This window comes from Cupriavidus pinatubonensis, from assembly GCF_019602855.1.
In the GTDB taxonomy this organism is placed as follows: Bacteria; Pseudomonadota; Gammaproteobacteria; order Burkholderiales; family Burkholderiaceae; genus Cupriavidus; species Cupriavidus pinatubonensis.
In genome coordinates this window covers 362,710-385,642 of sequence record NZ_CP080766.1, presented here as the reverse complement: position 1 = coordinate 385,642, position 22,933 = coordinate 362,710, and the positions used below count along the sequence as shown (strand labels likewise).

Below are 22,933 nucleotides of genomic sequence, written 5' to 3'. Positions count from 1 at the left end.
CGCTGCCGCTGCCCGTGCAGCGGCATGACGTCACGCGCTCATGCGATTACGCGCTCAGGCACTGACGCGCCGGATGGGGGGATACGCGAAGGTCTTGTCCAGATGAGCCTTGCGCGGTACGTACAGGCGCAATGCGACATAGAAAGGTTCATCGGGCGCAGGCAGCCAGTTGCCTTGCAGTGATGCAGCAGCCGGTGCGCGCGAGCCCAGCAGCAGGCGCAGGCTGCCATCCGATTCATATTGCAGCGCCGGTGAACGGTCCCCGAGCGAATACCGGCACAACGGGTTTTCCACCAGCATGCAATCGGATTTTCGGTACAGCGTGAGCGACCAGAACGCATCGACCTGCGGCAGGCCGTCTGCCGGAAAGACCAGTTCATAGCTGGCGCGGCCGTCGAGGGGCTGCCCGTCGCCATCGCAATCGGCGATCAGGTACATCGCCTCTTCCATGCCCAGCGCGCCAATGTAGTTGCGCGCCACCAGCGCCCGCTCGAGATAGCGTTCGCCGAACGTGGACAGCAACTCGACCGGCAGGGACCAGCCGCCGCCGAGGTCCGACGGGATCGGTGCGGCGAGTTCGGCATCGAGCGCTGCCAGTGCGGCAGACAGGGCTTTCCGCTGCGCATCGTCCATCGTCCCCGCATCGCAATCTGCGCCAATGCCGACAGCGGCAAATCGGGCGACATGTGCTGCCTGTTCCGCAGGCGGGGGGTTGTCGCGCAACATGCGGTTGACCACGGTGGCGAAGCGTACCGGGTCGCCAGCGCGCTCACCGGGCTGCATGCCGACGTCGAATGCGTGCGCGGCTGGCGTGCCGTCGGGGCGGGTCAGGCTGACGGCGTCCTGCAAGCGATGCACCGCCGGCAGGTCGGCTTCGCCATCGACGAGCCAGCGGCCGATCATCCAGATTGCATGGGTCGGGCACGGCACCGCCTGCATGCCGGATGGAATCTCGCCTTGCCAGCGCGGGCCATGCAGCAGGTAGCGTCCGGCGCCAGTGCCGGTGGTCCGGCTGCCGATCCCGCCGAACGGGTTGGTGTAGGCATCGAGCAGCCCGAGCACGTAGTAGCGCCCCGCAGTGTCCGGCACGCTGATGCACACCGGTCCTTCCGAAAGATCAAGCCAGGCGTTGGTGTAAAGCGTGTCGTTGTTCGGCGTGACGACCTGTCGGTGCTGCGGACCGAGCAGCGCGCGCGAGTGGAACAGCTGGTTGACCCAGCGCAGCGTGGTGTCGGGCGTGTCGCCAGCGAAGGTTCCGTCGGTGCGGCGCCGCGGGCACGTGGCGGCGCGCATGCGCGCCATTTCATACAGCGGATAGGTGTAGACGACGGCGTCGCGCAGCAGCGCGGCTTGGTCGGAAGCAGGGGTGCGGGGAGCGTTCATGGCGATCTGCAGTCTCCGGTAGTCTTTTAATTCATCGTATTAAACCGTGGAAACAGGGTAGGCGCTGACCACGCGCGCGGGCATTGGGGTTTCCACCATGCCGGCCGGCGCCAGGCCTCTGTTACATTGTGTCTGAATTAATGCGGTGTATTAAAACAGGGCGACCCGCCATGGCATGCACTGCGGGCGGCACTGCCCGGCTATGTGGAGACAGCATGACCGTACACAGTCCCGTCCGCGCCGCACGGCGCTGGACCTTGTCGATTTCCATGCGCGCACTGGGCGCCGCGGCACTGGCGCTGTCGCTGGTGCCTGGCGTCGGTCAGAGCGCCGAGACCTACCCCGTGAAGCCCGTTCGCATGGTGGTACCGTATCCGCCCGGCGGACTGACCGACACACTGGCGCGCACGGTCGCCGACGGCCTGTCGCGCCGCCTGGGCCAGCCAGTAGTGGTCGAGAACCGTGCGGGAGCAGGCGGTGGAATCGGCACGGATTACGTCGCAAAGTCGGCGCCGGACGGCTATACGCTGCTGATGACGATACCGGGCCCGCTCACGGCCAATATCGCGCTCTACAAGCGGCTGCCGTACGATCCGCGCACCGACCTGCGGCCGATCTCCGACGTCGCTGTCGCGCGCACGGTGATGGCGGTCAATGCGTCGGTGCCAGTGAAGACGGTAGCCGAGTTGATTGCCTACGCGAAGAAGCAGCCGGGCAAGCTGGTGATGGGGTCGTGGGGGCCTGGCACGCAGCCGCACACGATCCAGGCGTATATGGACAAGACGTACGGGATCGACATGCTGCACGTGCCGTACCGCGGCGAGGGGCCGATGATCACCGACCTGCTCGGCGGGCAGGTGAACCTGACGGTGGGCTCGATCACGGCACTCAAGCAGCATATTGCCGACGGACGCCTGCGGGCGCTGGCGGTCGTGGGCCCCAGCCGCGCGCGGGCGATGCCCGACGTGCCGACCTTTGCCGAGTCCGGCTACAAGGACACGCCCTTTGCGCTGGTTGGCCCGGTCAGCCTGCTGGCGCCGGCGAAGACGCCGGATGCGGCGGTCGAGCGGCTGGGGCGCGAAGTCAGTGCGCTGGTCAAGACCCCGGCTGTGAGCCAGAAGATCGAGGACATGGGCGCGGAACCGCTGGGCAATCTGCCTGGGGAAGCGGTCGCCGCCTACAAGGCCTATCTGCCGGTGGTACTGAAGCTCACGGCGGATACGGGGGTGTCGCTGGAGTGAACCCATTCCCCATGCGCGCGCTGCATCAGCCCTCTTGTGCGGCGGCGCATCGGGTGAGGATCACCAGAATCCCAGGATCTTCCACCAGATACCGCCTACCACGGCGAAGACGATCAGTTCGAACACGCACATGACGGCGCCGACCCGCCACCACTGTCCCAGCGTTACGTAGCCGCTGCCGAAAATGATCGGGGACGTGCCCGTGGCGTAGTGGGTCAGCGTCATCATGATCGCAGATCCGGCCGTCATCATGAGCATGAACACGGGCACGTAGGGCTGCGGGATCAGGTGCACGCCCACGGTCAGGAAAGCCAGCATCATGGCGCTGATGTGGGCGGTGGTGCTCGCGAACAGGTAGTGCGAAAAGACAAAGGCAAGCACCAGCACGGCAGCGGTTGCGAGCCAGCCCATGCCACTGGCCTCAATGGCGTCGCGCATGTCCGCCGCGAACCAGGTGATGACCCCGAGTTTGTTGAGTTGCTCGGCGAGCATGACCAGCGCGCCGAACCAGATCAGCGTATCCCAGGCGCTTTTTTCCGACAGCACGTCGTCCCAGTCGATCGTGCCGGTAATGATGAGCGCAAACAGGCCGAGGAAGGCGACCACGGTCGGATCAAGCGTCAGGCCGGGGCCGAAAATCATCGCCGGCAGGTTCGCCCACAGCACCAGCATCACGGCGAAGACACCCATCATCACGCGCTCCTGTCCGCTCAGGGGGCCCATGCGCTCCAGTTCGCCGCGCGCATAGTCGATGGCGTTGGGCGTCGCCTTCAGTTCGGGTGGTTGCAGCACGTAGATGATCAACGGCATCACCAGCAGACAGAGCAGGCCTGGCACCAGCATGCACAGGGCCCAGGTGGTCCAGCTGAGATTCAGCGCACCGCCACTGGCCTTGGCGACATAGTCGACCACCAGCGGGTTCGGCGCGGTGGCGGTCACGAACATGGCCGACGTGATCGGGTTCGCGTGGTAGTTGACCAGCGCCAGGTAGGTGCCGACCTTGCCCTGCGTGTCCTTGGCCGGATCCGAGTCGAACGCGCCGGCGATGGACTTCATGATCGGATGCACGATGCCGCCGCCGCGCGCGGTATTGCTGGGCGTGAACGGCGCCAGCACCAGTTCGCAGATCGCAAGCCCGTAGCCGATGCCCACCGTGCGCTTGCCGAGCAGCGAGATGAAGATCAGCCCGATGCGGCTGCCAAGTCCGGTCTTCTTCAGGCCGCGCGAGATCAGGATCGCGACCACGATGAGCCAGATCAGCGGGTTGTCGAAGCTGCTGAGCGCGTCGGCAATGGCGCCTTTCGAGGAGTTCGACGTCACCTGCGCCAGCGAGACGATGACGATGGCCATCATCGCCATCACACCGATCGGCATCACCTTGAGAATGATGGCCACGATCGTCGTCAGGAAGATGGCGACCAGATGCCAGGCCTCGGGCTTCAGGCCTTCGGGGGCCGGAAGGAGCAGCAAGGTGACCAGCACGACCGTGCTGATGATGGCGGGCGTCAGCCGGAACGGTACGACCGACATGAAGTAGCGATACATCGCAGCGATTTGAGCAAGCATTCTCTGGATCTCCGTACGGGGGACGCAGTGGATACAGGCAGCCGGGGCTTGCGCCGGGCGGCGCTTGCGAAGCGCAGGCTCTGGCCTGGCCACGTGACCAGAGATAAACAGATGCTGAGCGATGTGCCCGGCAAGCAGAAGTGAATCTTTTGTAGCGGCCGTATAGATATTTCGATGGAAAGCAGAGGCTTTGTCGGGGCCGGAGAGGGCGGGGAGCCTATAAGGCGTCAAAAAGTGATGTATAGAATTCATCACCCAGACGCGCGGGTCGCGTCAACTGTGGATCTGGATCGGACTCCGGCCGTCTTCCTTTTGCTGGCGCAGGCTCTGCCACCGTGTCGGCGTCATGCCGAACTGCGCGGCAAACCAGCGTACGAAGGAGCCATAGGCCGAGTATCCGAGCGACTGGGCAATGCGCCCCAGCGTGTAGCTCTTGTTGTCCATGTAGTGGATGACGAGATCGCGCCGTACGCCGTTGACCATGTCCGAGAACACCATCCCCGCGCTTTCGAGCTGGCGCTGCAGCATTCGCACGTTCATGCCAAGGCCCTGCGCTACCTGCTCGATGGTCGCTCGCCCCAAGGGCAGCAACAGATAGATGGCCTTTCGCACTTCAAGCACGATGGACGGCTCTTTGGCACCCGGCAGCCCCTCGAGCAAGCGCCGCGCGTGGCGTGCCATGACGGGGTCGGCGATGGGGTTGGGGAAATCCATGTCCGCCGCGCGGCAGATCATGCCATTGAACGAGCTGGCGAATTCCAGCTTGCCGCCGAACACGCGGCGGTGCAGCCGCAGGTCAGGTGGCGGATCGTGGGCGAAATGGACGCTCAGCGGGTGCCACGTGGCGCCCATCAGCGTGCTGCACAGGCGTGACAGCGAGCCCAGCACCAGTTCGGTCGACTGTATGGAGGTGCCGGCCTCATCCGCGACGAGTTCCTCGCGCACGATCACCTTCCTGCCGACATCCTCCATGCGGATGACCAGGAACTCGTTCAGCAGGTGCCGATACTGGATCAGGGTGCCAACGGCGTCGCGCAGGGTGCTCTGGTGCGTGAGCAGCACGCTGATGACGCCGAGGTCGGACAGCTGCCAGCGCTCGGCCACGCGCAGTCCGAAGGTCGGGCATTGGGTCAGGCGTGCCGACTCTTTCAGCAAGGTGACGGAAGCACTCCCGGGAATCAGGCATTCCGGGTCGGCAAGCATTTCCTTGGTCAACCCCAGCTTGCGCAGCAGCGGCTGAGGGTCAAAGTCCAGTTGCTGCGCAACCTTGAGAAAGTTGGTCAGCGTCCCGGTACGCATCAACGTGCCCATCGCGTCTCGTCCATGCAGCGTGTGGTCCGATTCCGCGCTGCGCAGAACCGTAGTCCTACTCATTTTGTCATGAAATGAGATGCCTATGTCGTCAAATGAGAGAGATAGGAAGGCTCGGGATTCCTAGACTACAGCCTTGTCGGCCTTCCTGGATTCGGGAGTGCCGGAACCCCTCCCAAATCCTTTTCCTGACTTGCCATGAACTTCCTTGACGGACACCTGTTCCCCGAAAACCAGCAACCGCTGATCATCACGGCCGCACCCTATGCGCCCTCATGGATGCCCTCGGACTTCCCCGAGGACATCGCGGTCACCATGGAAGACCAGATCCAGAAAGCGGTGGATTGCTACAACGCAGGTGCCACCGTACTGCACCTGCATGTACGCGAACTCGACGGCAAGGGCTCGAAGCGCCTGTCCAAGTTCAATGAACTGATCGCCGGTGTCCGTGCCCGCGTTCCGGAGATGATCATCCAGGTCGGCGGATCGATCAGCTTCGCGCCCGAATCGGAAGGCGCGGCCGCCAAGTGGCTTTCGGACGACACGCGCCATATGCTGGCTGAACTGGAACCCACGCCTGACCAGGTGACGGTCACCGTCAATACGTCGCAGATGAACATCCTTGAGCAGTTCGATCATCGCGACATCGTCGGCAGCTCCATGGAGGACCCGGAGGTCTTCAATGCCTACAAGGAAATGACCGTGCCGGCGCAGCCGGGCTGGGTCGAGGAACACGTGCGCCGTCTGACCGCGGCTGGCATCCAGAGCGCGTTCCAGTGCTACAACCTCAACAGCTTCGAGTCCGTCGAGCGCCTGATGCGCCGCGGCATCTACAAGGGCCCGCTGGTCCTGAACTGGGTGGCGATTGGCGGGGGCATGGACTCGCCGAGCGTCTACAGCCTGGCCAACTTCGTGCGCGCCGTGCCCGATGGCGCCGTGCTGACGGTGGAAAGCTCGGTGTGCAACGTGCTGCCGGTGAACACGATGGGCATTGCGATGGGCCTGCATGTCCGTTGCGGCACCGAAGACACGCTGTGGAACCAGACGCGTACCAAGAAGATGGGCACGGTGGCGCAGATCGAGCAACTGGTGCGGATCTCGGAAGAGATGAGCCGCCCGATCGCAACCGCCCGGCAAGCGCGCGAAATGTGCCGGATCGGTGAGTTCTATGACACCGTGGACGAAACGCTGCAGGCCAACGGCTTCGCGCCCAATCGCAATGGCGGGCAGCAGGGCTTCCTGCGCAAGGTTGCCTGATCGGGCTGCTGTTCCGGGGGCTTGTCCCCCATTGGCCGATAAGCCCAAAAAAGACGCTCGGTGTCTGCCGAGCGTCTTTTTTTGTCTTGATCAGGATGCCGCCGACTGCACAAGGTCGTCGACGCCGGGCTGCTCCTTCGCATGGCTTTGGCTGCTTTTGTTGACGTAGCTTCCCGCCGCGCCCGCGCTCGGCGTAACGCCCTGGGCCCGCAGGTGCGCCGCGACCCGCTCGCACCAGTCAAGCAACTGATGCTTGTCCAGATCCGCGACGACGTCTTCACCGAACGTATTGGAGAGGTCCAGTGCGACGCCCGAGAATTCGGCGCCGTCATCCCGGATGGCCAGGACTCCGTCGCCATCGCCGTCGCACATCTCGATCCTGGTGGCAGGCATAGCTGTTACCTCCTGAGGCTTCGTAACCGTCACGTGGTTCTTCAGCGTCATATGGGGCGCTCTGCCTGGACGGTCGTTTCGCTAGCGTATCTATCCTAGAAGATCGGCTTCCCTGCCACCAAGGGCAGATACGGCATGCGTGCCGGTGCCTTACTTGCGCGTCCGGGCTCTGGTGGCCTTCTTCACGACGCCGGCGCGCGGGGCTTCCTTGCTGGCCACGGCACCGCCGCTGCTCATCTGTTCGAGCCACGTCAGCGCATCCACGTACGACAGGAACTGCTCGAAGTACTCCGGCGACATCTCGCGCATCAGCGTCAGCGAACGGTGGACGAGATGGCTGGAATTCAGCGGTCCCGCATGCTCGGGGACGCGCTCCAGCGACTGCTGCAACTGCTGGCCGGCGCTGACGCGGGTCCAGGTGTCGCGGAAGTAATCGATCAGCCCGGGTTCCACACGTGGTGTGTTGCGCGGCGTCGCGGCGCTGCGGGCGGGCATGGCGTCCGGCTCCTGCACGCGGCTCGCGATGTAGTCGACGACGTCGGCCAGCGCGCCGCGCACGGGCAGGGGTGTTCGAGGCGCACCGCTCGCGGTGTCGCTCGGGCATTCGGCGTCCCCCACTGCATCCCCGTAAGCCCTGACCAGTTCGGCAAGCCTGTCATCGAGCAGCCGGCGCGCGTCGCCGCTGTGCGCGGCCGCGCGCCGTGCCATCGCTTCGATCAGGCGAAACCGTACGGGGTCGACGCGGTCTGCGCCGCTTTCGCGCCAAGCCATCAGGGTGTTCTGCATGGCGTCGTCAGCCATGGGGTTTGGCCGTTCCCATCGACACGCGCGGCACCGGGGCGATCTCCACGCGCCGGTTCCTGGCGCGGCCGGCTTCGTCGGCATTCGATGTCACTGGCTGCTCCGCGCCGAACGCGGCCGAGAACACGGAAGCGGCCGGAATGCCGGCATCGATCAGCGCGCGAGTCACGGTCAAAGCGCGCTGGGCGGACAGTTCCCAGTTGTCGGCAAAGCGGCGGTTGCGTTCGCGCACCTGCTGGTCGTCGGTAAAGCCGCTGACCATCAGGATCTCGTCGCGCGAGCGCAGATAGGCCGACAGCGGGCCGGCCAGGCTTTTCAGCACGTCACGGCCTTGTGGCTGGAGTTGGTCCGAGTTGATCGCAAACAGCACGCTGCCATTGATGCCGATGCGGCCGTTCACCAGCGTCACGCGGCCGGCGGCCAGCGGGGCCGCCAGCGCCTTTTCCAGGCTCTCGCGGCGCTGCATTTCTTCCTGGCGCTGCTTCGCCTCTTTCTCGAGCCGGGCCGTCAGTTCCATCTGGGCGCCGATGACGCCAAGCAGAATCAGCACGAACGCGCCGAGCACCACCGTCATCAGGTCGCCAAATACGGCCCATGCGGGTACCGACGGCTCGACGCCGGCGTCGATGTCGTCTCTCATGCGGCCTCTGCGTTGGATGCCTGCTGCCCGGCGAGTTGCTGCAGGTCTTCAAGCACCTGCTTCTGCGACCGCATGCTCAGGTCGACGACTTCACGCGCCTGTGCCACGTAGTAGGCAAGCTGTTCATCGCTGCGCGTCATGGACTTGTCGAGCGCGGTCTCGATGCGCTCCAGATGGGCCATGAGCTTGTCATTGGACTCGCTGAACACCTGAACGGCAACGCCGAGCGCTTCGCCGAGGCTTGCGACTTCGACTGCGCTGCCCGTGACCTGTGCGGCAACGGTGGCCAGCTTGCCAGTCTCGGACTCGACCTGCTCGTGGAAGCGCGTGCCGACACGGTCCAGCAGGCCAGCCGTGGTGGTGACCAGCGAGTCGACCGCCACGCGTTGCTCCGTGGACGCATGGTTCACGGCGTCGAGCAGCGTGCCCAGGGTTTCAAGCAGGCGGCTGCGCTCTTCCAGCATCGCGTTGTCGCGCGCCATGCTGTCCGTGAGCTTCTGGCGCAGTTCGGCGATGACTTCGGCCGCGGCCTTGGGCGCTTCGGTGGCGGCCTGCACCAAGCGGGAGACTTCGGCGATGGTGTGGCTCGCTTGTGCGTGCGTCTGTGCGGAGATGTCGCGCGTGGTCTGCGCCAGCGTGTCGCAGATGTCCTGCTGGCGGCTGACGGTCTGCGCGGTGGTCTGCTCCCATTCCTGGCGCAGCGACGATGCCATGGCGCTGAGCGTTTCGGTCCAGGCGGCCATCCGCTGCTCCTCGCGCGCAACGATCTCGGCCTGCAACGCGACGGCGGCCTTCGGGGCCAGTTCTGCTGCCTGCACGAGGCGGTCGATCTCGGCGATCGTGCTGCTCGCGTGCGTGCGGGCTTCGTTCGAGATATCGCGGGCAGTCTGTGCCAGCGCTTCGGTGATGGCCTGGTGGCGGTCGGACGATTGCTCGCCGGCTTGCTCCATCTGCGTGCGCAGCGTCGCGGCCATGGTGGCCAGCGCCTCGGTCCACGCGGTGAAGCGCTGCTGGTCGCGGGAGGCGAGTTCTTCCTGCAGCGCGACAGCGGCCTTCGGGGCCAGCTCTGCTGCCTGCACTAGACGGTCGATCTCGGCGATGGTAGTGCTGGCGTGCGTGCGGGCCTCGGCCGACATATCGCGTGCGGTCTGCGCCAGCGTTTCGGTGATCCTTTGCTGCTGCTCAGCGGCGTTCGTACCTGCCTGTTCCATCTGCGTGCGCAGCGTCGCGGCCATGGCGGCCAGCGCCTCGGTCCACGCGGTCAGGCGCTGCTGATCGCGAGAGGCCAGTTCTTCCTGCAGCGCGACAGCGGCCTTTGGCGCCAGTTCGGCAGCCTGCACGAGGCGGTCGATCTCGGCAATGGTGGTGCTGGCGTGCGTACGCGCTTCGGCCGACATATCGCGCGCGGTCTGTGCCAGCGTTTCCGTGATCTGCTGCTGATGGCCAGCGGCACTGGCGTTGGCCTGTTCCATCTGCGCGCGCAGCGTCGCGGCCATGCCTGCCAGCGCCTCGGTCCACGCGGTCAGGCGCTGCTGATCGCGAGAGGCCAGTTCTTCCTGCAGCGCGACAGCGGCTTTCGGAGCATGTTCTGCGGCCTGCACTAGACGGTCGATCTCGGCAATGGTGCTGCTGGCGTGCGTGCGAGCCTCGGCGGAGATATCTCGCGCGGTTTGCGCCAGCGTAGCGGCGGTTTCCTGCTGGTGGCTCGCGCTGCGGGCGCTGGCCTGTTCCAGTTCGCTGCGCAGGGTCGCCGCAACCGCGCCGAGCGTGTCTGCCCACGTCTGCAGGCGCTGGGCGTCCTGCGCGGACAGTTCCTGCTTCAGGTCCGCATGGGTGCGGGCCACGGCCTGCACCAGCGAAGCCGCTTGCTGCTCGAACGCGGCTGCGGCATTCGCCACGGCCTGCCGGTTGTCGCCGGCCATCTTCTCGCCGAGGCTTGCCTGCCGCGCCAGCGCGTCGTTCCAGGCCCCAGCTGCACTGGCCGCCGTGGCATCCAGGCGCGTGGCCACGCTTTCGAGCAGGCCGGCCGAGCGCTGATCGAACGTCTGCGCGAAACCATCGAGCGTGGCGCGCAGGTCGCTGGCCTGTGCCTCGCTGGTGCGCTGGTGCCCGGCCAGTGCCTGTTGCCAAAGGTCTGCGACCGTGGCCGTGGTGGCCTCGAAACGGGTCGACAGGCCATCGAGCTGCTGCTTCACTGCGTCCGTGACGGTGGTGTGCAGCGCCGCGGTTTCGCGTGCGATGCCTGCCATGGTGGCCTCGACAGCCGGCTGGATCGCCGCGCTGACGGTGCGCGTGCTGTCGGCGATGCTTTGCGTCAGCGACTGCTGCACGGCGTCGGCGAGCCGGCCGTATGCCGCGTCGGTGCGGTCATGGAACGCAGCCTGGCTGGCGGCCAGCCGGTCGGACATGGCCTGGTGTTGCTGCTCCATGGTGGTCATCATGGCCTGCAGGCGGTCGACCAGCGTGGGCATCACGTCGGCCTGCCGCTGCAGCAGCTGGAACGCCTCGTCGCGCTGGTGCGCGCGCGAGAACGGGCGCAGCGTGGTGGCGATGCGAGCGTCGAGCGCCTGCGCGGTCTCGATGCGCTCGCGCCGGCACAGCGCCGAAAGCAGGCCCAGCATGGCCGAGGTGGCGACGCCGGCGACCGACGTGCCGAACGCGAAGCCCAGCCCCTTGACCGGAGCGGCCAGCGACGCACGGATGGCGTCGAGGTCCGCGGCGCCTTCGAGCGCGATCCCGGTGCCGCGCAGTGTTGCCACCATGCCCAGGAACGTGCCGAACATGCCGAGCAGCACCAGCAGGCCGACCAGATACGGCGTCATCGCCGGGCCGGGCAGGGCCGTGCGCTCGCCTTCGACGCGCAGGCGCACGGCATTGCGCAGGCTCGGATGCAGCGGTTCAATCCAGCCGGCAAGGCCCGCGGGCGACTCGGTCAGCCCCGCGATGGCCTGCGCCAGCGAGGACGTGGCCTGACGGTAGCGCTTCAGTTCGAACGCCCCTGCAAGGTAGAAGCCGCCGATCAGCAGCGTGACGGCCAGGGCCAGCGCATTAGTGCCCGCGTAGCCGGCACCGATCCAGCCCACGACGGCCAGGCCTGCCAGGAAGACGACGATATGAGTAATGGGTCGGGTCATGATGGTTGGGTTAGCTGTCACGCAGCGCCGCGAGCAATGCTTCGACGGGCTGGAAGCGGATGTCCAGCTCGGCGCGCAACACGCTTTGCATATCGTTCTGAAAGACGGTCAGCCAGGCACCGGACGACACGGGTGCCGGCTTGCCCGCCGTCTGGGCATTCGCCAGTGCGGCTTCCTCGGCCTGGCGCAGGCGCGTGAAATGCGCTTCGAGCATCCCCGGCACGGTGGCCAGGAGCGCCTGTTCGCGCGCGCCGAGCACGCGTTCCATGACGGCATCGACCATGGACAGGCGCGTCATGCCAGCGCCGCGTGCCGCCAGCGTTGTCCGCAGGCGGCCGCGCAGGCTGCCGATTTCCGTTTCCATGGTCTGCTGCAATGTGACGTACCGTTGGCGGAACGCCGCATAGTCCACGACGGCTTCCGCCGGCTCCGGCGCGGCCGGGCGCGGCCGTCCGCGCTGTCGGTTGCTGCCCGCCTTGTCGTCCGCAATGGCTGCCGTCAGGGCAGCCCTGATGCGGGCGCAGTCAGCCTGTTCGGTGCCGCCCGCGCGTGCGCCGGCCGCCGCCGGCGGGTTGCCGTTCAGCGCGGCGGACAAGGCGATCGCGTCCGTCCAGCCAAGCCATTGGCCGAGCTGGTCGGAAAGCGATTGTCCGGATTCGGGGGCGTCGTCGCCGGTCAGGCGAACCAGCAGGCGGATCAGCGTGGGACCGCTGAACCCTGCGCGCCGTGGTGCTTGAAGCATGTCGCCAGAGCGAAAAATCCAGCAGTTTACACTTCCGCGCGTGCGATTTCGCCGCTTTCGTGGCCAGACCGTTGCAGGTCGGCACCGAAGCGGCGATTCGTGGCTGCGGATTGCGTGGATTCCGTTGGCGAATCAGCTGCTGAGCGGCCCGGCGGCTAGCCGAAAGTGAAGGCGTAGGCCTGCGCGCCAGCGTCCACGAAGCGGATCTCGAACGTATGCTCCCCGACTTCGCCAGCCTGCCGCACAAGCTGGTAGAGCCGCGTCTGCGTGACGGCGCCATTGCCGCCGGCGTCCGTGTCGGCACCATGGCTCTTGCCCGGCGGCTTGCCGTCGATCGTCACGACGAAGCGGACGGCCTGGCCATTGGCTGCCGGCCCTAGTACCAGATGCAGGTCGCGTGCATGGAAGCGGTAGCGGATGGTGCCGTCGGCCCGATCCAGCGTCGCCTGCTCGGGGCCGACCGTCCATTGGCCCGACAAGCCCCACTCGTTCAGGAGCAGCTTGCCAACGGTGTACTGCCGAGAAGCGTCGGGCCGCACCTCGCCCGGCGAGGCGAAGTTCGTTGCCTGGCTGTAGCCGATATAGGTTTCTTCGGAGCGCACGTTGTGCAGGTCCGGCGCCGCCTGTGCACCGGCGGCATCGGGGGAGACGACATCGCCGGCCACCGTACGGCTACCGGCTTCCGTCAGCAGCGTCTGGATGACGCGTTCGGATTTCGCGTAATCGCCCTCGCCGAACTGGTGGTGGCGGATATTGCCGCGCGCATCGACAAAGTACGCGGCGGGCCAGTAGCTGTTGTGGAACGCGCGCCAGAGGCGGTAGTCGCTGTCGACGGCCACGGGAAAGCCAATGCGGAAGTCCGCCACCGCGCGCCGGACGTTATCCGTCGATCTTTCGAACGCGAACTCGGGCGTATGCACACCGACGACGGTCAGGCCCTGATCCTTGTACTTGTCCGCCCACGCACGAAGGTAGGGCAGGGTACGAATGCAGTTGATGCAGGAATAGGTCCAGAAGTAGACCAGCGTGACCTTGCCCTGCAGCTGCTCGCGCGACAGCGGCGGCGAGTTGAGCCATTGCACCGCGCCGTCGAGGGCGGGTAACCGGCCTTCTACAGGGAGGGCCGGCAGGGGAGTCGGGAAACCGACGCGCGTGTCGTTGGCGGCCAGCAGCATGCCGTTGCCGGGAGCCGGTACTTCATTGGCCGCCTGCGGCGCCGGGCGGTCCTTGTGCAGCGCGTCAACCAGTGCCTGCTCAAGACGCGCCGGGCCGCTGGCGGACCATCGCGCCAGCAGGCCGGTGTCGGCGCCCAGCCCGATGATCACCACGCTCCCGAGCACGCCTGCGCCCAGACCGCGGCGCAGCCATTCGCTGGCGCCCAGGCTCCGCTTCATGGCCGCGAAAACCCGGCCGCCCAGGCCAAGCGCGGCCGCGAGCGACGTCGCCGCACCGGCGGCATAGGCCGCGAGCGCCAGCGACGTTGATACGCTGGCGCCGTTCAGCGCGGCGCCAGTGAGCACGAGACCCAGGATCGGCCCCGCGCAAGGCGCCCACAGCATGCCGGTGGCGATGCCGAGCAGCAGCGAGCCCCACGGTGAAGCCGATGCCTCGCCATTCGACCCGGCGCGGCCTGCCAGCCGGTTGCCGAGCGCTACGGCCGGGCGGGCGAGCGTGTCCGCCACCTTGGGCAAGAGCAGCGAGAGCCCGAACAAGGCCAGCAGCGCCAGCGCACCGATGCGGCCGTAGGCATTGGCGCGCACGGCCCAGGCGCCGCCGGCGGACGCCAGCGACGCGACTACGGCAAAGGTCAGCGCCATCCCGGCCAGCATCGGCAGCCGGCCGCGCAGGAACGGCTGCCCCGTGCGGCTCAGGACAAAGGGCAAGACGGGCAGGATGCATGGACTCAGGATGGTCAGGGCACCGCCCAGGTAGGCGAGGATCAGCAAGGTCATGATGCGGTCCGTTTGTTGGCTTGGCCCAATCAGACTCCGTTCGCGTGGCCGGCGTGTGTCGCCAACCGGCGGTTTTGTACCGCTTTGTGCAGCCCTGGCCGCCAGATACATGGCGATACACGCGCGCCGGCCGACCCCCATACAATGCTGGCAAAGCAGGCTGCCCGTTCACTTTCTCTTTGCCGAGGCAACAACGATGGACGCACACGTCGACCACATCCTGATCGTCGATGACGACCGGGAAATCCGCGAACTGGTCTCCACCTATCTCACCAAGAATGGCCTGCGCACCACGGTGGCGCCCGATGGGCGGCACATGCGCGCGTTCCTGGAAGCCAATACCGTGGACCTGATCGTGCTCGACGTGATGATGCCCGGCGACGACGGCCTGGTGCTGTGCCGCGAACTGCGCGCGGGCAAGCACAAGGCTACGCCGATCCTGATGCTGACCGCACGCGACGACGAGACCGACCGCATCATCGGACTCGAGATGGGCGCCGACGACTACCTGGCCAAGCCGTTTGCGGCGCGCGAATTGCTGGCGCGCATCAAGGCCGTGTTGCGTCGCACGCGGATGCTGCCGCCGAACCTGCAGATCACTGAAGCCGCGCAGGTCCTGGCATTCGGGGACTGGGAGCTCGATACCACCGCGCGGCACCTGATCGACCGCGACGGCACGATCGTCGCGTTGAGCGGCGCCGAGTACCGGCTGCTGCGCGTGTTCGTCGATCATCCGCAGCGCGTGCTGAACCGCGACCAGCTGCTCAACCTCACGCAGGGCCGCGAGGCCGAGATGTTCGAGCGCTCGGTCGACCTGCTGGTCAGCCGCCTGCGCCAGCGCCTCAACGACGATGCGCGCGAACCCAAACATATCAAGACCGTGCGCAACGAGGGCTACGTGTTCTCGATGCCCGTGGAAATCCGGGAGGCACGCCAGTGACCTTGACCTTGCCGCGCTGGGAGTGGCCCCGCACGCTCGGCGCGCGGCTGTTCCTGATCCTGCTCGCCGGCCTGGTTGTCGCGCACGGCTTGTCGTTTGGCGTGCTGTTCGCCGAGCGTTACATCTCGGCGCGCCAGGTGATGCTGGGCACGCTGGAAACCGATGTCGCCACCTCGGTGGCGATCCTTGATCGGTTACCGGCCAGCGAGCGGCCGCAGTGGCTGCCGCGCCTGAATCGTGGCAACTATCAGTACATCCTTGGGCCGGGCCTGCCCGGTGTGCCGGAGATGACGCAGCGGGGCCAGGACATTGCCGACCGGATCATGGGCGCGGGCGGAGGCCGCTTCGCAGTCCGCGTGGAATCCATCCCGGGCGATGGCAAGCGATTGCAGGCGCACCTGACGCTCAGCGACGGCAGCCCGCTGACCATCGATGTGCACCCGCGCATGACGCCGATCGCGCAATGGCTGCCCTATGTGCTGGTGATCCAGTTGCTGCTGCTGGTGGTGTGTTGCTGGTTCGCCGTGCGGCTGGCCATCCGCCCGCTGGTGAAGCTTGCCGATGCCGCCGATGCGCTCGACCCGAACGCGAAGACGCCGCCGCTTGAGGAGAACGGTCCCACCGAACTGGCGCGCGCGGCCCGTGCGTTCAATGCCATGCGCGAGCGCATCGCCCGGTTTGTGGAGGAGCGCGTGCAGATCCTCGCCGCGATTTCCCATGATCTGCAGACGCCGATCACGCGCATGAAGCTGCGTGCCGAGATGGCCGACGACTCCGAGGAGAAGCGCAAGATGGTCAACGACCTCGCTGAGATCGAGACGCTGGTGAAGGAAGGGCTGGCGTATGCGCGCTCGGCGCACGGCGGTGGCGAGAAGATGTCACGGATCGACCTGTGTTCGTTTGTGGAAAGCCTGGTGTATGACTATCAGGACACCGGCAAGGACGTCACCGTGCAGCAGAGCGTTGGCTGTGCGATCGAGACGCGCCCGCAGGCACTGCGCCGCATCCTGACGAACCTGATCGACAACGCGATCAAGTTCGGCGGCGCGGCGGAACTGAACGTGCGGCGCGATCAGGACGCCGTGGTCATCGAAGTGCTGGACCGCGGTGCCGGCATCCCGGAGGACAAGCTCGAATCGGTGCTGCAGCCGTTCGTGCGGCTTGAAAACTCGCGCAGCCGGGAGACCGGCGGCACCGGGCTGGGCCTGGCGATCGCCCAGCAGCTCGCGGTAGCCATGGGCGGCTCGCTCAGGCTGCGCAATCGCGAAGGGGGCGGGCTCGCGGCCGAAGTCCGCTTGGGCTGATGGCCCTGAGCCACGGCACTTTGTATGCGTTTGTATCGCGCGCCCGCAACGATACGTAAACACGCAAGCGCAGCCTTCACGCGCTAAGGGCGCGATACATCGGTCGCCTTAAATGCAAGCAAGCGTGGCGGCGCGTTCTATCCGAGCGACGCGGCTGCCGCGCCCACTGCCCAACGACCAGCCCTGACCATGCGCACACTATTTCGCGCCGCCCTTGCCGCGGCCCTTCTCGTCACCGTCTACCTCTTCGGCACCGGCTTCAGTGCCTATTCCAGCCCGGCCGTCGGCGACCAGGGCAAAGCTCCCGAGTTCACGGAGATCGACCACTGGCTGAACTCGCCGCCACTGACGATGCAGTCGCTGCGCGGCAAGGTCGTGCTGGTCGACTTCTGGACTTACTCTTGCATCAACTGCATCAACACGCTGCCGTACGTGAAGCAGTGGCACGAGAAGTACAAGGACCAGGGGCTGGTTGTCGTCGGCGTGCATACGCCGGAGTTTCCGTACGAGAAATCGACCGCCAATGTGCAGGAGGCGATCCGGCGCTTCGATATCCGCTATCCGGTCGCGCAGGACAACGCCTACGGCACGTGGTCGGCCTTCCATAACCGCTACTGGCCGGCTACCTACCTGATCGATGCCGACGGGCGGATCGTCTACCAGCACTACGGCGAAGGGCGCTACGCCGAGACCGAAGCCGCCATCCAGAAGTTGCTGGCGCAGCGAAAGTCACAGCCTGAGCAACCTAAGTCGAAATAGATCGTTGGACCGCGGGCGGAACCTTCGTAGACTTCAGCAAAGGCCGGAGCAATAGTGGCCGGCGCTTTGCAAGGAGTCTCCATGACGAATCTGCTCGACTGGATCACCGCGATCGGCGCGGCCGTGGTGGTGTACGCGGCTGTGCGGTATCCGATCTATCCGCCCGGTTTCTACGACGAAGACCCGGCCAGGAGCCCGGCGCGGAAACCTCACTGAGGGTATTGTGGGCGCTATTTTCCTGTATTGCAGGAAAGTGATTGCCGGATAATCCCGCTAATCAAACAAGTCAATTGCGGCTACGCTACAGTCCATCTCCCTGAACCGGCTTGCGGGCACACCTGCGGGCCGGCACGAACCACCGGACTGTGACCATGAAAGCCATCGGCCTGACCCGCTACCTGCCCATTTCCGACCCCGATTCTCTGGTCGACATCGAACTTGAAACGCCTGCTGCGTCGGGCCACGACCTGCTGGTCAAGGTCGAGGCCATCGCCGTCAATCCGGTCGACACCAAGGTCCGCGCACCGAAGCCGCAGGTCGAGCCGAACCCGCGCGTGCTGGGCTGGGATGCAGCCGGCACGGTTGTCGCCGTGGGGCCGGATGTCAGCCTGTTCAAGGTTGGCGATCCTGTCTACTACGCGGGCAGCATCACTCGTCCCGGCGCCAATGCGGAATACCACCTCGTGGATGAGCGCATTGCCGGGCACAAGCCGGCCTCGCTCGATTTCGCGCACGCCGCCGCGTTGCCGCTGACGGCCATCACCGCGTGGGAAGCGCTGTTCGACCGGCTCGGCGTGTCGCCCAAGGGCGACGATGCGGGCAAGTCGGTGCTGATCATTGGCGGTGCGGGCGGCGTGGGGTCCATCGGCATCCAGCTTGCCAAGACGCTGGCGGGGCTGACGGTGATTGCCACGGCGGCGCGGCCAGAGTCGCAGGCGTGGTGCCGTCGGCTGGGCGCGGACCATACCGTGGACCATCGCAGCGACATGGCTGCGCAATTGAAGGCGCTCGGGTTTGCGCAGGTCGACTACATCCTGTGCTTCAACGATACCGATGGCCATTTCCCGGTCATGGCGGACCTGATCGCACCGCAGGGCAAGATCTGCACGATCGTCGAGAACGCGGCGCCGCTGCCGGTGGAACGGCTCAAGAGCAAAAGCGCGGCGTTTGTGTGGGAATTCATGTTCACGCGCGCGATGTTCGGCACGCCCGACATGATCGCGCAGCACCGGCTGCTCAACGAGGTGGCGCGATTGGTGGATGCCGGGCGACTGCAGACCACGGTAGGCGAACATCTCGGCGCCATCAACGCGGCCAACCTGCGCCGCGCCCATGCGATGCTGGAGGGCGGCAAGACCATCGGCAAGCTGGTGCTGGAAGGGTTCTGACCCGGTCCGAGAGCGTACCCGAAAGACGAAAAGCGCCGGCCGCATATTGAGCGGTCAGGCGCTTTTCGCGTTGATTAGTGCATCAACGCATCTTGCCGAGAATCCCCTGCATTTCATCGGCATTGAACGCGCGCAGCGTTTGTGTGCGCACATTGCCCAGGGCCCCGACCGTCAAGCCGAAGGCTGTCATCGCATCATCATCCTGTGCTTCCACGACCAGTGCGAGGTCATAAGCGCCGAGCGTCCAGTAGATCTCCTTCATCTGCACGCCTAGCTGGGCGCCCATTTCACGCACCGCGGCGGCACGCTTGGTCGTGTCCTTCACGCTGCGGATGCCCTGGTCGGTGAAGTTGGCCAGCACGAGGTATCGGGTCATAGTGAGTCTCCGGCGGAATGGATAGGCGCCGTCGGCGCGGCGCGCGCGGACGGTGGTTCAGGGCTTCGGAGCGTTGTTGGCGTTGCCCGGGCAGCCTGTGCCAGGGTCTTCGCCGCGGGACGTCGCGCGGTAAAGCGCTCGCGCCTCGAGAGTAAGGCGCCCTTGCGTCTGAGCAAACCTGTGCTTACGCAAGTTGCGCGCCATTGGCCGTTTCAGGCGGCTTCCCGGTCAGCGGCGCTGGCGGATGGCGCGGCCGATCGTGCGCGCCGTTGCAAACGTGATACGGCCGGTCAGTCGCTTTCGGAGTCCGCCGCGCCGGTATCGAGCGCGCGCATATTGTCCAGCAGCTTGAGCAGGTAGTGCAGCGTGTGCGTGAGGTCGTTCGTGGAGAAGCCTTCCAGCGCGCGCTCGTAGTAGTCGCGGATCTTCGGCTGCGCCTGGTGCAGCCAAACCTCACGCCCCGTTTCGCTCATCCGCACGAGCCTCGAACGACGGTCGCGCGCATCCGGCGCCAGGCTCACGTGGCCGTCCCGCTCCATGCGGCTGACCAGACCCGACAGGTTCTGGCGGCTCACCATCAGGTAGTGCGCCAGATCTCCCACGCTCATGCCGTTGGCTGCCTCTGGCCGCGACAGCGCACCCAGTACCGCCCATTGCTGCGTGGTCAGGCCTTCCGCTTCCACGGCGCGCGAACCAGTCTTATGCAACATATTTGCGCATTGATAGAGGCGGAAGAACAGCCGGTTTGCCAGTTCCATCCGCGCGTTTGGGGCGATATCGTCGCCAAATTCCGGGTTAACCATGATCCGATCCACTGTGTAAGAGCCTTGCGTGACAACGCTACTCAGCCTAGTATAGGTCAATATATTTACCTAATTCGGTGGCGGCGCGTGACGCAATGGCGGCACGATAGCACCGGAGACCTTCTCGGAGATAGCCATGCAGGGATTGAAAGGCAAAACGGTCATCGTGACTGGCGGTGGTGGTGGTATCGGCGGCGCAACATGTTTGCGCTTTGCGCGCGAAGGCGCGGCGGTGGCAGTGCTCGACCTCAGTGCGGAGGCGGCGCGGAAGGTGGCGGACCGTATTGCCGAAACTGGCGGCAAGGCGCTGGCAATCGCTTGCGACATCACGGACCGCGCCAGCGTGGACCTGGCCGTCGCCGCAGTGCGGGAAGGGCTGGGGCCCGTCGATGTCCTCGTCAATAACGCGGGTTGGGACGTGTTCCGGCCCTTCACCAAGACCGAGCCGGCGCAATGGGAGCGCCTGATCGCCATCAACCTGACCGGCGCGCTGCATATGCATCACGCGGTGTTGCCCGGCATGGTGGAGCGCAAGCAGGGCCGCATCGTCAATATCGCGTCCGACGCGGCGCGCGTGGGCTCGTCCGGCGAAGCCGTCTATGCCGCGTGCAAGGGCGGGCTGGTGTCGTTCTCGAAGACCATCGCACGCGAACATGCGCGCCACGGCATCACCGTCAACGTGGTGTGCCCGGGGCCGACGCAGACCGCGCTGTTCGAAGACTACAAGCAGGGCGCGGGCAACCCCGAAAAGCTCATGGAAGCGTTCACGCGTTCGATCCCGCTTGGCCGCATCGGCCAGCCCGACGACCTGCCGGGCGCCATTACCTTCTTTGCCAGCGACGACGCGGCATTCATCACCGGGCAGGTGCTCAGCGTGTCCGGCGGCCTGACCATGAACGGCTGAGCCCGGCGCTCGCCATCCTAATCGGCAATACACAGGAGACAGATCACCATGCAATACGAAGACATCCTCTATGAAGTCCGCAACGGCGCGGCCTGGATCACCATCAATCGCGCGGAGAAGATGAATGCCTTCCGCGGCCGCACGTGCGACGAACTGATCCACGCGATCAATCGCGCGGGCTATGACCGCGAGATCGGCGCCATCGTGTTGGCCGGCGCTGGCGACAAGGCGTTCTGCACCGGCGGCGACCAGTCCGCGCATGAAGGGCAGTACGACGGGCGGGGCACCATCGGCCTGCCGATGGAAGAACTGCACAACGCTATTCGCGACGTGCCCAAGCCGGTCATTGCGCGAGTACAGGGCTATGCCATCGGGGGCGGCAATGTGCTGTGCACGATCTGCGATTTCACCATCGCCTCCGAAAAGGCCGTGTTCGGGCAGGTCGGGCCGAAGGTCGGCTCGGTCGATCCCGGCTATGGCACGGCCTATCTGGCCCGCGTCGTCGGCGAAAAGAAAGCGCGCGAAATCTGGTACCTGTGCCGCCGCTATCCGGCAGCCGAAGCGCTGGCGATGGGCCTCGTCAACGCCGTGGTGCCGCACGAGCAGCTCGATGCCGAGGTGCAGAAGTGGTGCGACGAGATTCTTGAGAAGAGCCCGACCGCGGTCGCCATCGCCAAGCGCTCGTTCAACATGGACACCGCTCACCAGAGTGGCATCGCCGGCATGGGCATGTATGCGCTGAAGCTCTATTACGACACCGAGGAATCACGCGAAGGCGTCAAGGCATTCCAGGAAAAGCGCAAGCCCGAATTCCGCAAGTACGCGAAGTAAGGCGCCGACAGGCAGATCGAGGAAACATCATGAATCCCTACCTCAACGAAGACCTGCAGGCGCTGGCCGAGCATGCGCGCCGGTTTGCCGATGCGTGCATCGCACCCGGTTTCCTGGAGCGCGACAAGACGCGCGTGCTGGACCGCTCGCTGATGCGGCAGATGGGCGAGATGGGCTTCATCGGCCCCGAGCTGCCCGAAGCGTACGGCGGGCAGGGCATGGGTTGCCTGGCCGCCGGCGTGATCCATGAAGCGGTTGCGCGTGCGGACCTGAGCATGTCGTATGTCAACCTGCTGGCGTCGCTGAACGGTCAGATCCTCGCGCAGCATGCCTTGCCTGAAGTGGGGAGGCCGTGGCTGCAGCGCCTCACCCGGGGCGAGGCGCTGTTCGCAATTGCGCTGACCGAGCCGCGCGGCGGATCGGACGCGGGCAGCCTGCGGCTGCGCATGGAACGCGTCGGCGACAGTTACGTGCTCAACGGCGAGAAGACGTCGATTTCGGCAGCCGACCAGGCCGACGCCGCGGTCGTGTTTGCGCGTACGGGAAGCGTCGAGGACGGCGCGCGCGGCATTTCCGCCGTGCTGGTGCCGATGGATCTGCCCGGCGTGACGCGCAACCGCTTTGATTGCCACGGCCAGCGCGCGATCGGGCGCGGCTCGATCTTCTTCGAGAACGTGCGCGTGCCGGCGGACCATCTGCTGGGCACGGAAGGTCAGGGCTTTGTGCAGGTGATGCAGGGTTTCGATTTCTCACGTGCGCTGATCGGGTTGCAGGTCCTGGCGGTGGCGCAGGCAGCGCTCGATGAGACGTGGGAATACGTGGCCGAACGCCAGGCATTCGGCAAGCCGCTGTCGGCGTTCCAGGGCGTATCGCATCCGCTTGCGGATTTCGAGACGCAGGTCACCGCAGCGCGCCTGCTTTGCCTGCAGACGCTCTGGCTCAAGGACCACGGCCTGCCGCATACGTCCGAGGCTGCCATGTGCAAGTGGTGGGCACCGAAGCTGGCGTACGACGTGGTGCACCAGTGCCTGCTGTCCTTCGGGCATGGCGGCTATGACCGCGGCGTGATGGAGCAGCGACTGCGCGATGTGCTGGGCTTCCAGATCGGCGACGGCACGGCCCAGATCATGAAGACCATCATCGCGCGCCACCGTGCCGGGCGCGCTGCGGTGCCGGCCTGAGGCCGCGCACAAGCCGGGCCATCGACA

The 22,933-nt window shown here is 65.9% G+C and carries 21 protein-coding genes; 10 read left to right on the top strand and 11 right to left on the bottom strand.

What is annotated here, in order from left to right:
- Positions 1-54: 54 nt before the first annotated feature.
- On the bottom strand, positions 55-1,383 hold the full coding sequence (locus K2O51_RS01870; RefSeq protein WP_140949253.1) for a DUF1254 domain-containing protein: 1,329 nt from the start codon (positions 1,381-1,383) through the stop codon (positions 55-57).
- 215 nt (positions 1,384-1,598) lie between these two features.
- Here K2O51_RS01870 and K2O51_RS01865 point away from each other — a divergent pair, with 215 nt between their 5' ends.
- Positions 1,599-2,624 (top strand): Bug family tripartite tricarboxylate transporter substrate binding protein, encoded by a 1,026-nt coding sequence (locus K2O51_RS01865; protein ID WP_425332974.1) that lies wholly within the window; start codon positions 1,599-1,601, stop codon positions 2,622-2,624.
- Between the two features lie 60 nt (positions 2,625-2,684).
- Here K2O51_RS01865 and K2O51_RS01860 read toward each other — a convergent pair whose 3' ends face one another.
- Both K2O51_RS01860 and K2O51_RS01855 read right to left on the bottom strand, forming a co-directional pair.
- Positions 2,685-4,190 (bottom strand): DASS family sodium-coupled anion symporter, encoded by a 1,506-nt coding sequence (locus K2O51_RS01860; protein ID WP_011300024.1) that lies wholly within the window; start codon positions 4,188-4,190, stop codon positions 2,685-2,687.
- 273 nt (positions 4,191-4,463) lie between these two features.
- Positions 4,464-5,501, bottom strand: a complete 1,038-nt coding sequence (locus tag K2O51_RS01855; RefSeq protein WP_220630646.1) for an AraC family transcriptional regulator — start codon at positions 5,499-5,501, stop codon at positions 4,464-4,466.
- Positions 5,502-5,699: 198 nt separating this feature from the next.
- On the opposite strand from K2O51_RS01855, the gene K2O51_RS01850 reads away from it, so the two are divergent.
- Positions 5,700-6,758: a beta-keto acid cleavage family enzyme gene (locus K2O51_RS01850; protein ID WP_011300026.1), complete on the top strand. Its 1,059-nt coding sequence runs from the start codon at positions 5,700-5,702 to the stop codon at positions 6,756-6,758.
- Between the two features lie 90 nt (positions 6,759-6,848).
- Here K2O51_RS01850 and K2O51_RS01845 read toward each other — a convergent pair whose 3' ends face one another.
- The 6 genes from K2O51_RS01845 to K2O51_RS01820 form a co-directional block, all read right to left on the bottom strand.
- A complete protein-coding gene (locus K2O51_RS01845; RefSeq protein ID WP_220630412.1) occupies positions 6,849-7,202 on the bottom strand; it encodes a hypothetical protein in 354 nt (117 codons plus the stop codon).
- Between the two features lie 99 nt (positions 7,203-7,301).
- Positions 7,302-7,952, bottom strand: coding sequence for a DUF2894 domain-containing protein (locus K2O51_RS01840; RefSeq protein ID WP_220630411.1), 651 nt, complete (start codon positions 7,950-7,952; stop codon positions 7,302-7,304).
- Positions 7,945-8,592, bottom strand: coding sequence for an OmpA family protein (locus K2O51_RS01835; protein ID WP_011300029.1), 648 nt, complete (start codon positions 8,590-8,592; stop codon positions 7,945-7,947). Before K2O51_RS01835 ends, K2O51_RS01840 begins: the two co-directional genes overlap by 8 nt.
- Positions 8,589-11,726, bottom strand: coding sequence for a DUF802 domain-containing protein (locus tag K2O51_RS01830; RefSeq protein ID WP_220630410.1), 3,138 nt, complete (start codon positions 11,724-11,726; stop codon positions 8,589-8,591). Before K2O51_RS01830 ends, K2O51_RS01835 begins: the two co-directional genes overlap by 4 nt.
- Before the next feature lie 10 nt (positions 11,727-11,736).
- Positions 11,737-12,468, bottom strand: a complete 732-nt coding sequence (locus K2O51_RS01825) for a DUF3348 domain-containing protein (RefSeq protein ID WP_011300031.1) — start codon at positions 12,466-12,468, stop codon at positions 11,737-11,739.
- A gap of 155 nt (positions 12,469-12,623) precedes the next feature.
- Positions 12,624-14,420, bottom strand: coding sequence for a cytochrome c biogenesis protein DipZ (locus K2O51_RS01820; RefSeq protein WP_220630409.1), 1,797 nt, complete (start codon positions 14,418-14,420; stop codon positions 12,624-12,626).
- Between the two features lie 196 nt (positions 14,421-14,616).
- Here K2O51_RS01820 and K2O51_RS01815 point away from each other — a divergent pair, with 196 nt between their 5' ends.
- The 5 genes from K2O51_RS01815 to K2O51_RS01800 all read left to right on the top strand — a co-directional run bounded on the left by K2O51_RS01815 (position 14,617) and on the right by K2O51_RS01800 (position 18,811).
- Complete coding sequence (locus K2O51_RS01815; protein WP_011300033.1) at positions 14,617-15,360, top strand: response regulator; 744 nt, start codon at positions 14,617-14,619, stop codon at positions 15,358-15,360.
- Positions 15,357-16,664: an ATP-binding protein gene (locus tag K2O51_RS01810; RefSeq protein ID WP_140949264.1), complete on the top strand. Its 1,308-nt coding sequence runs from the start codon at positions 15,357-15,359 to the stop codon at positions 16,662-16,664. The genes K2O51_RS01815 and K2O51_RS01810 overlap by 4 nt, the downstream gene beginning before the upstream one ends.
- 189 nt (positions 16,665-16,853) lie before the next feature.
- Positions 16,854-17,423 (top strand): thioredoxin family protein, encoded by a 570-nt coding sequence (locus K2O51_RS01805; protein ID WP_011300035.1) that lies wholly within the window; start codon positions 16,854-16,856, stop codon positions 17,421-17,423.
- A gap of 81 nt (positions 17,424-17,504) precedes the next feature.
- Positions 17,505-17,639: a hypothetical protein gene (locus K2O51_RS35510; protein WP_272956361.1), complete on the top strand. Its 135-nt coding sequence runs from the start codon at positions 17,505-17,507 to the stop codon at positions 17,637-17,639.
- 155 nt (positions 17,640-17,794) lie between these two features.
- Positions 17,795-18,811 (top strand): zinc-binding alcohol dehydrogenase family protein, encoded by a 1,017-nt coding sequence (locus K2O51_RS01800; RefSeq protein WP_011300036.1) that lies wholly within the window; start codon positions 17,795-17,797, stop codon positions 18,809-18,811.
- 82 nt (positions 18,812-18,893) lie between these two features.
- Here the strand turns inward: K2O51_RS01800 and K2O51_RS01795 are convergent, their stop codons facing one another.
- Positions 18,894-19,187 carry a GYD domain-containing protein gene (locus K2O51_RS01795; RefSeq protein ID WP_011300037.1) on the bottom strand — a complete coding sequence of 98 codons (294 nt, stop codon included), beginning with the start codon at positions 19,185-19,187 and terminating at the stop codon, positions 18,894-18,896.
- Positions 19,188-19,477: 290 nt separating this feature from the next.
- On the bottom strand, positions 19,478-19,990 hold the full coding sequence (locus K2O51_RS01790; protein WP_011300038.1) for a MarR family winged helix-turn-helix transcriptional regulator: 513 nt from the start codon (positions 19,988-19,990) through the stop codon (positions 19,478-19,480).
- 136 nt (positions 19,991-20,126) lie between these two features.
- On the opposite strand from K2O51_RS01790, the gene badH reads away from it, so the two are divergent.
- From badH to aliB, 3 genes are read left to right on the top strand one after another with little or no spacing between them, the layout of a single operon-like run.
- Positions 20,127-20,894: a 2-hydroxycyclohexanecarboxyl-CoA dehydrogenase gene (gene badH, locus K2O51_RS01785; RefSeq protein ID WP_011300039.1), complete on the top strand. Its 768-nt coding sequence runs from the start codon at positions 20,127-20,129 to the stop codon at positions 20,892-20,894.
- A 48-nt stretch (positions 20,895-20,942) separates the two neighbouring features.
- Entirely contained in the window at positions 20,943-21,725 is a 783-nt protein-coding gene (badI, locus tag K2O51_RS01780; RefSeq protein ID WP_220630408.1) for a 2-ketocyclohexanecarboxyl-CoA hydrolase, read from the top strand.
- A 29-nt stretch (positions 21,726-21,754) separates the two neighbouring features.
- Positions 21,755-22,906, top strand: coding sequence for a cyclohexanecarboxyl-CoA dehydrogenase (gene aliB, locus K2O51_RS01775; RefSeq protein ID WP_011300041.1), 1,152 nt, complete (start codon positions 21,755-21,757; stop codon positions 22,904-22,906).
- Positions 22,907-22,933: the final 27 nt, after the last annotated feature.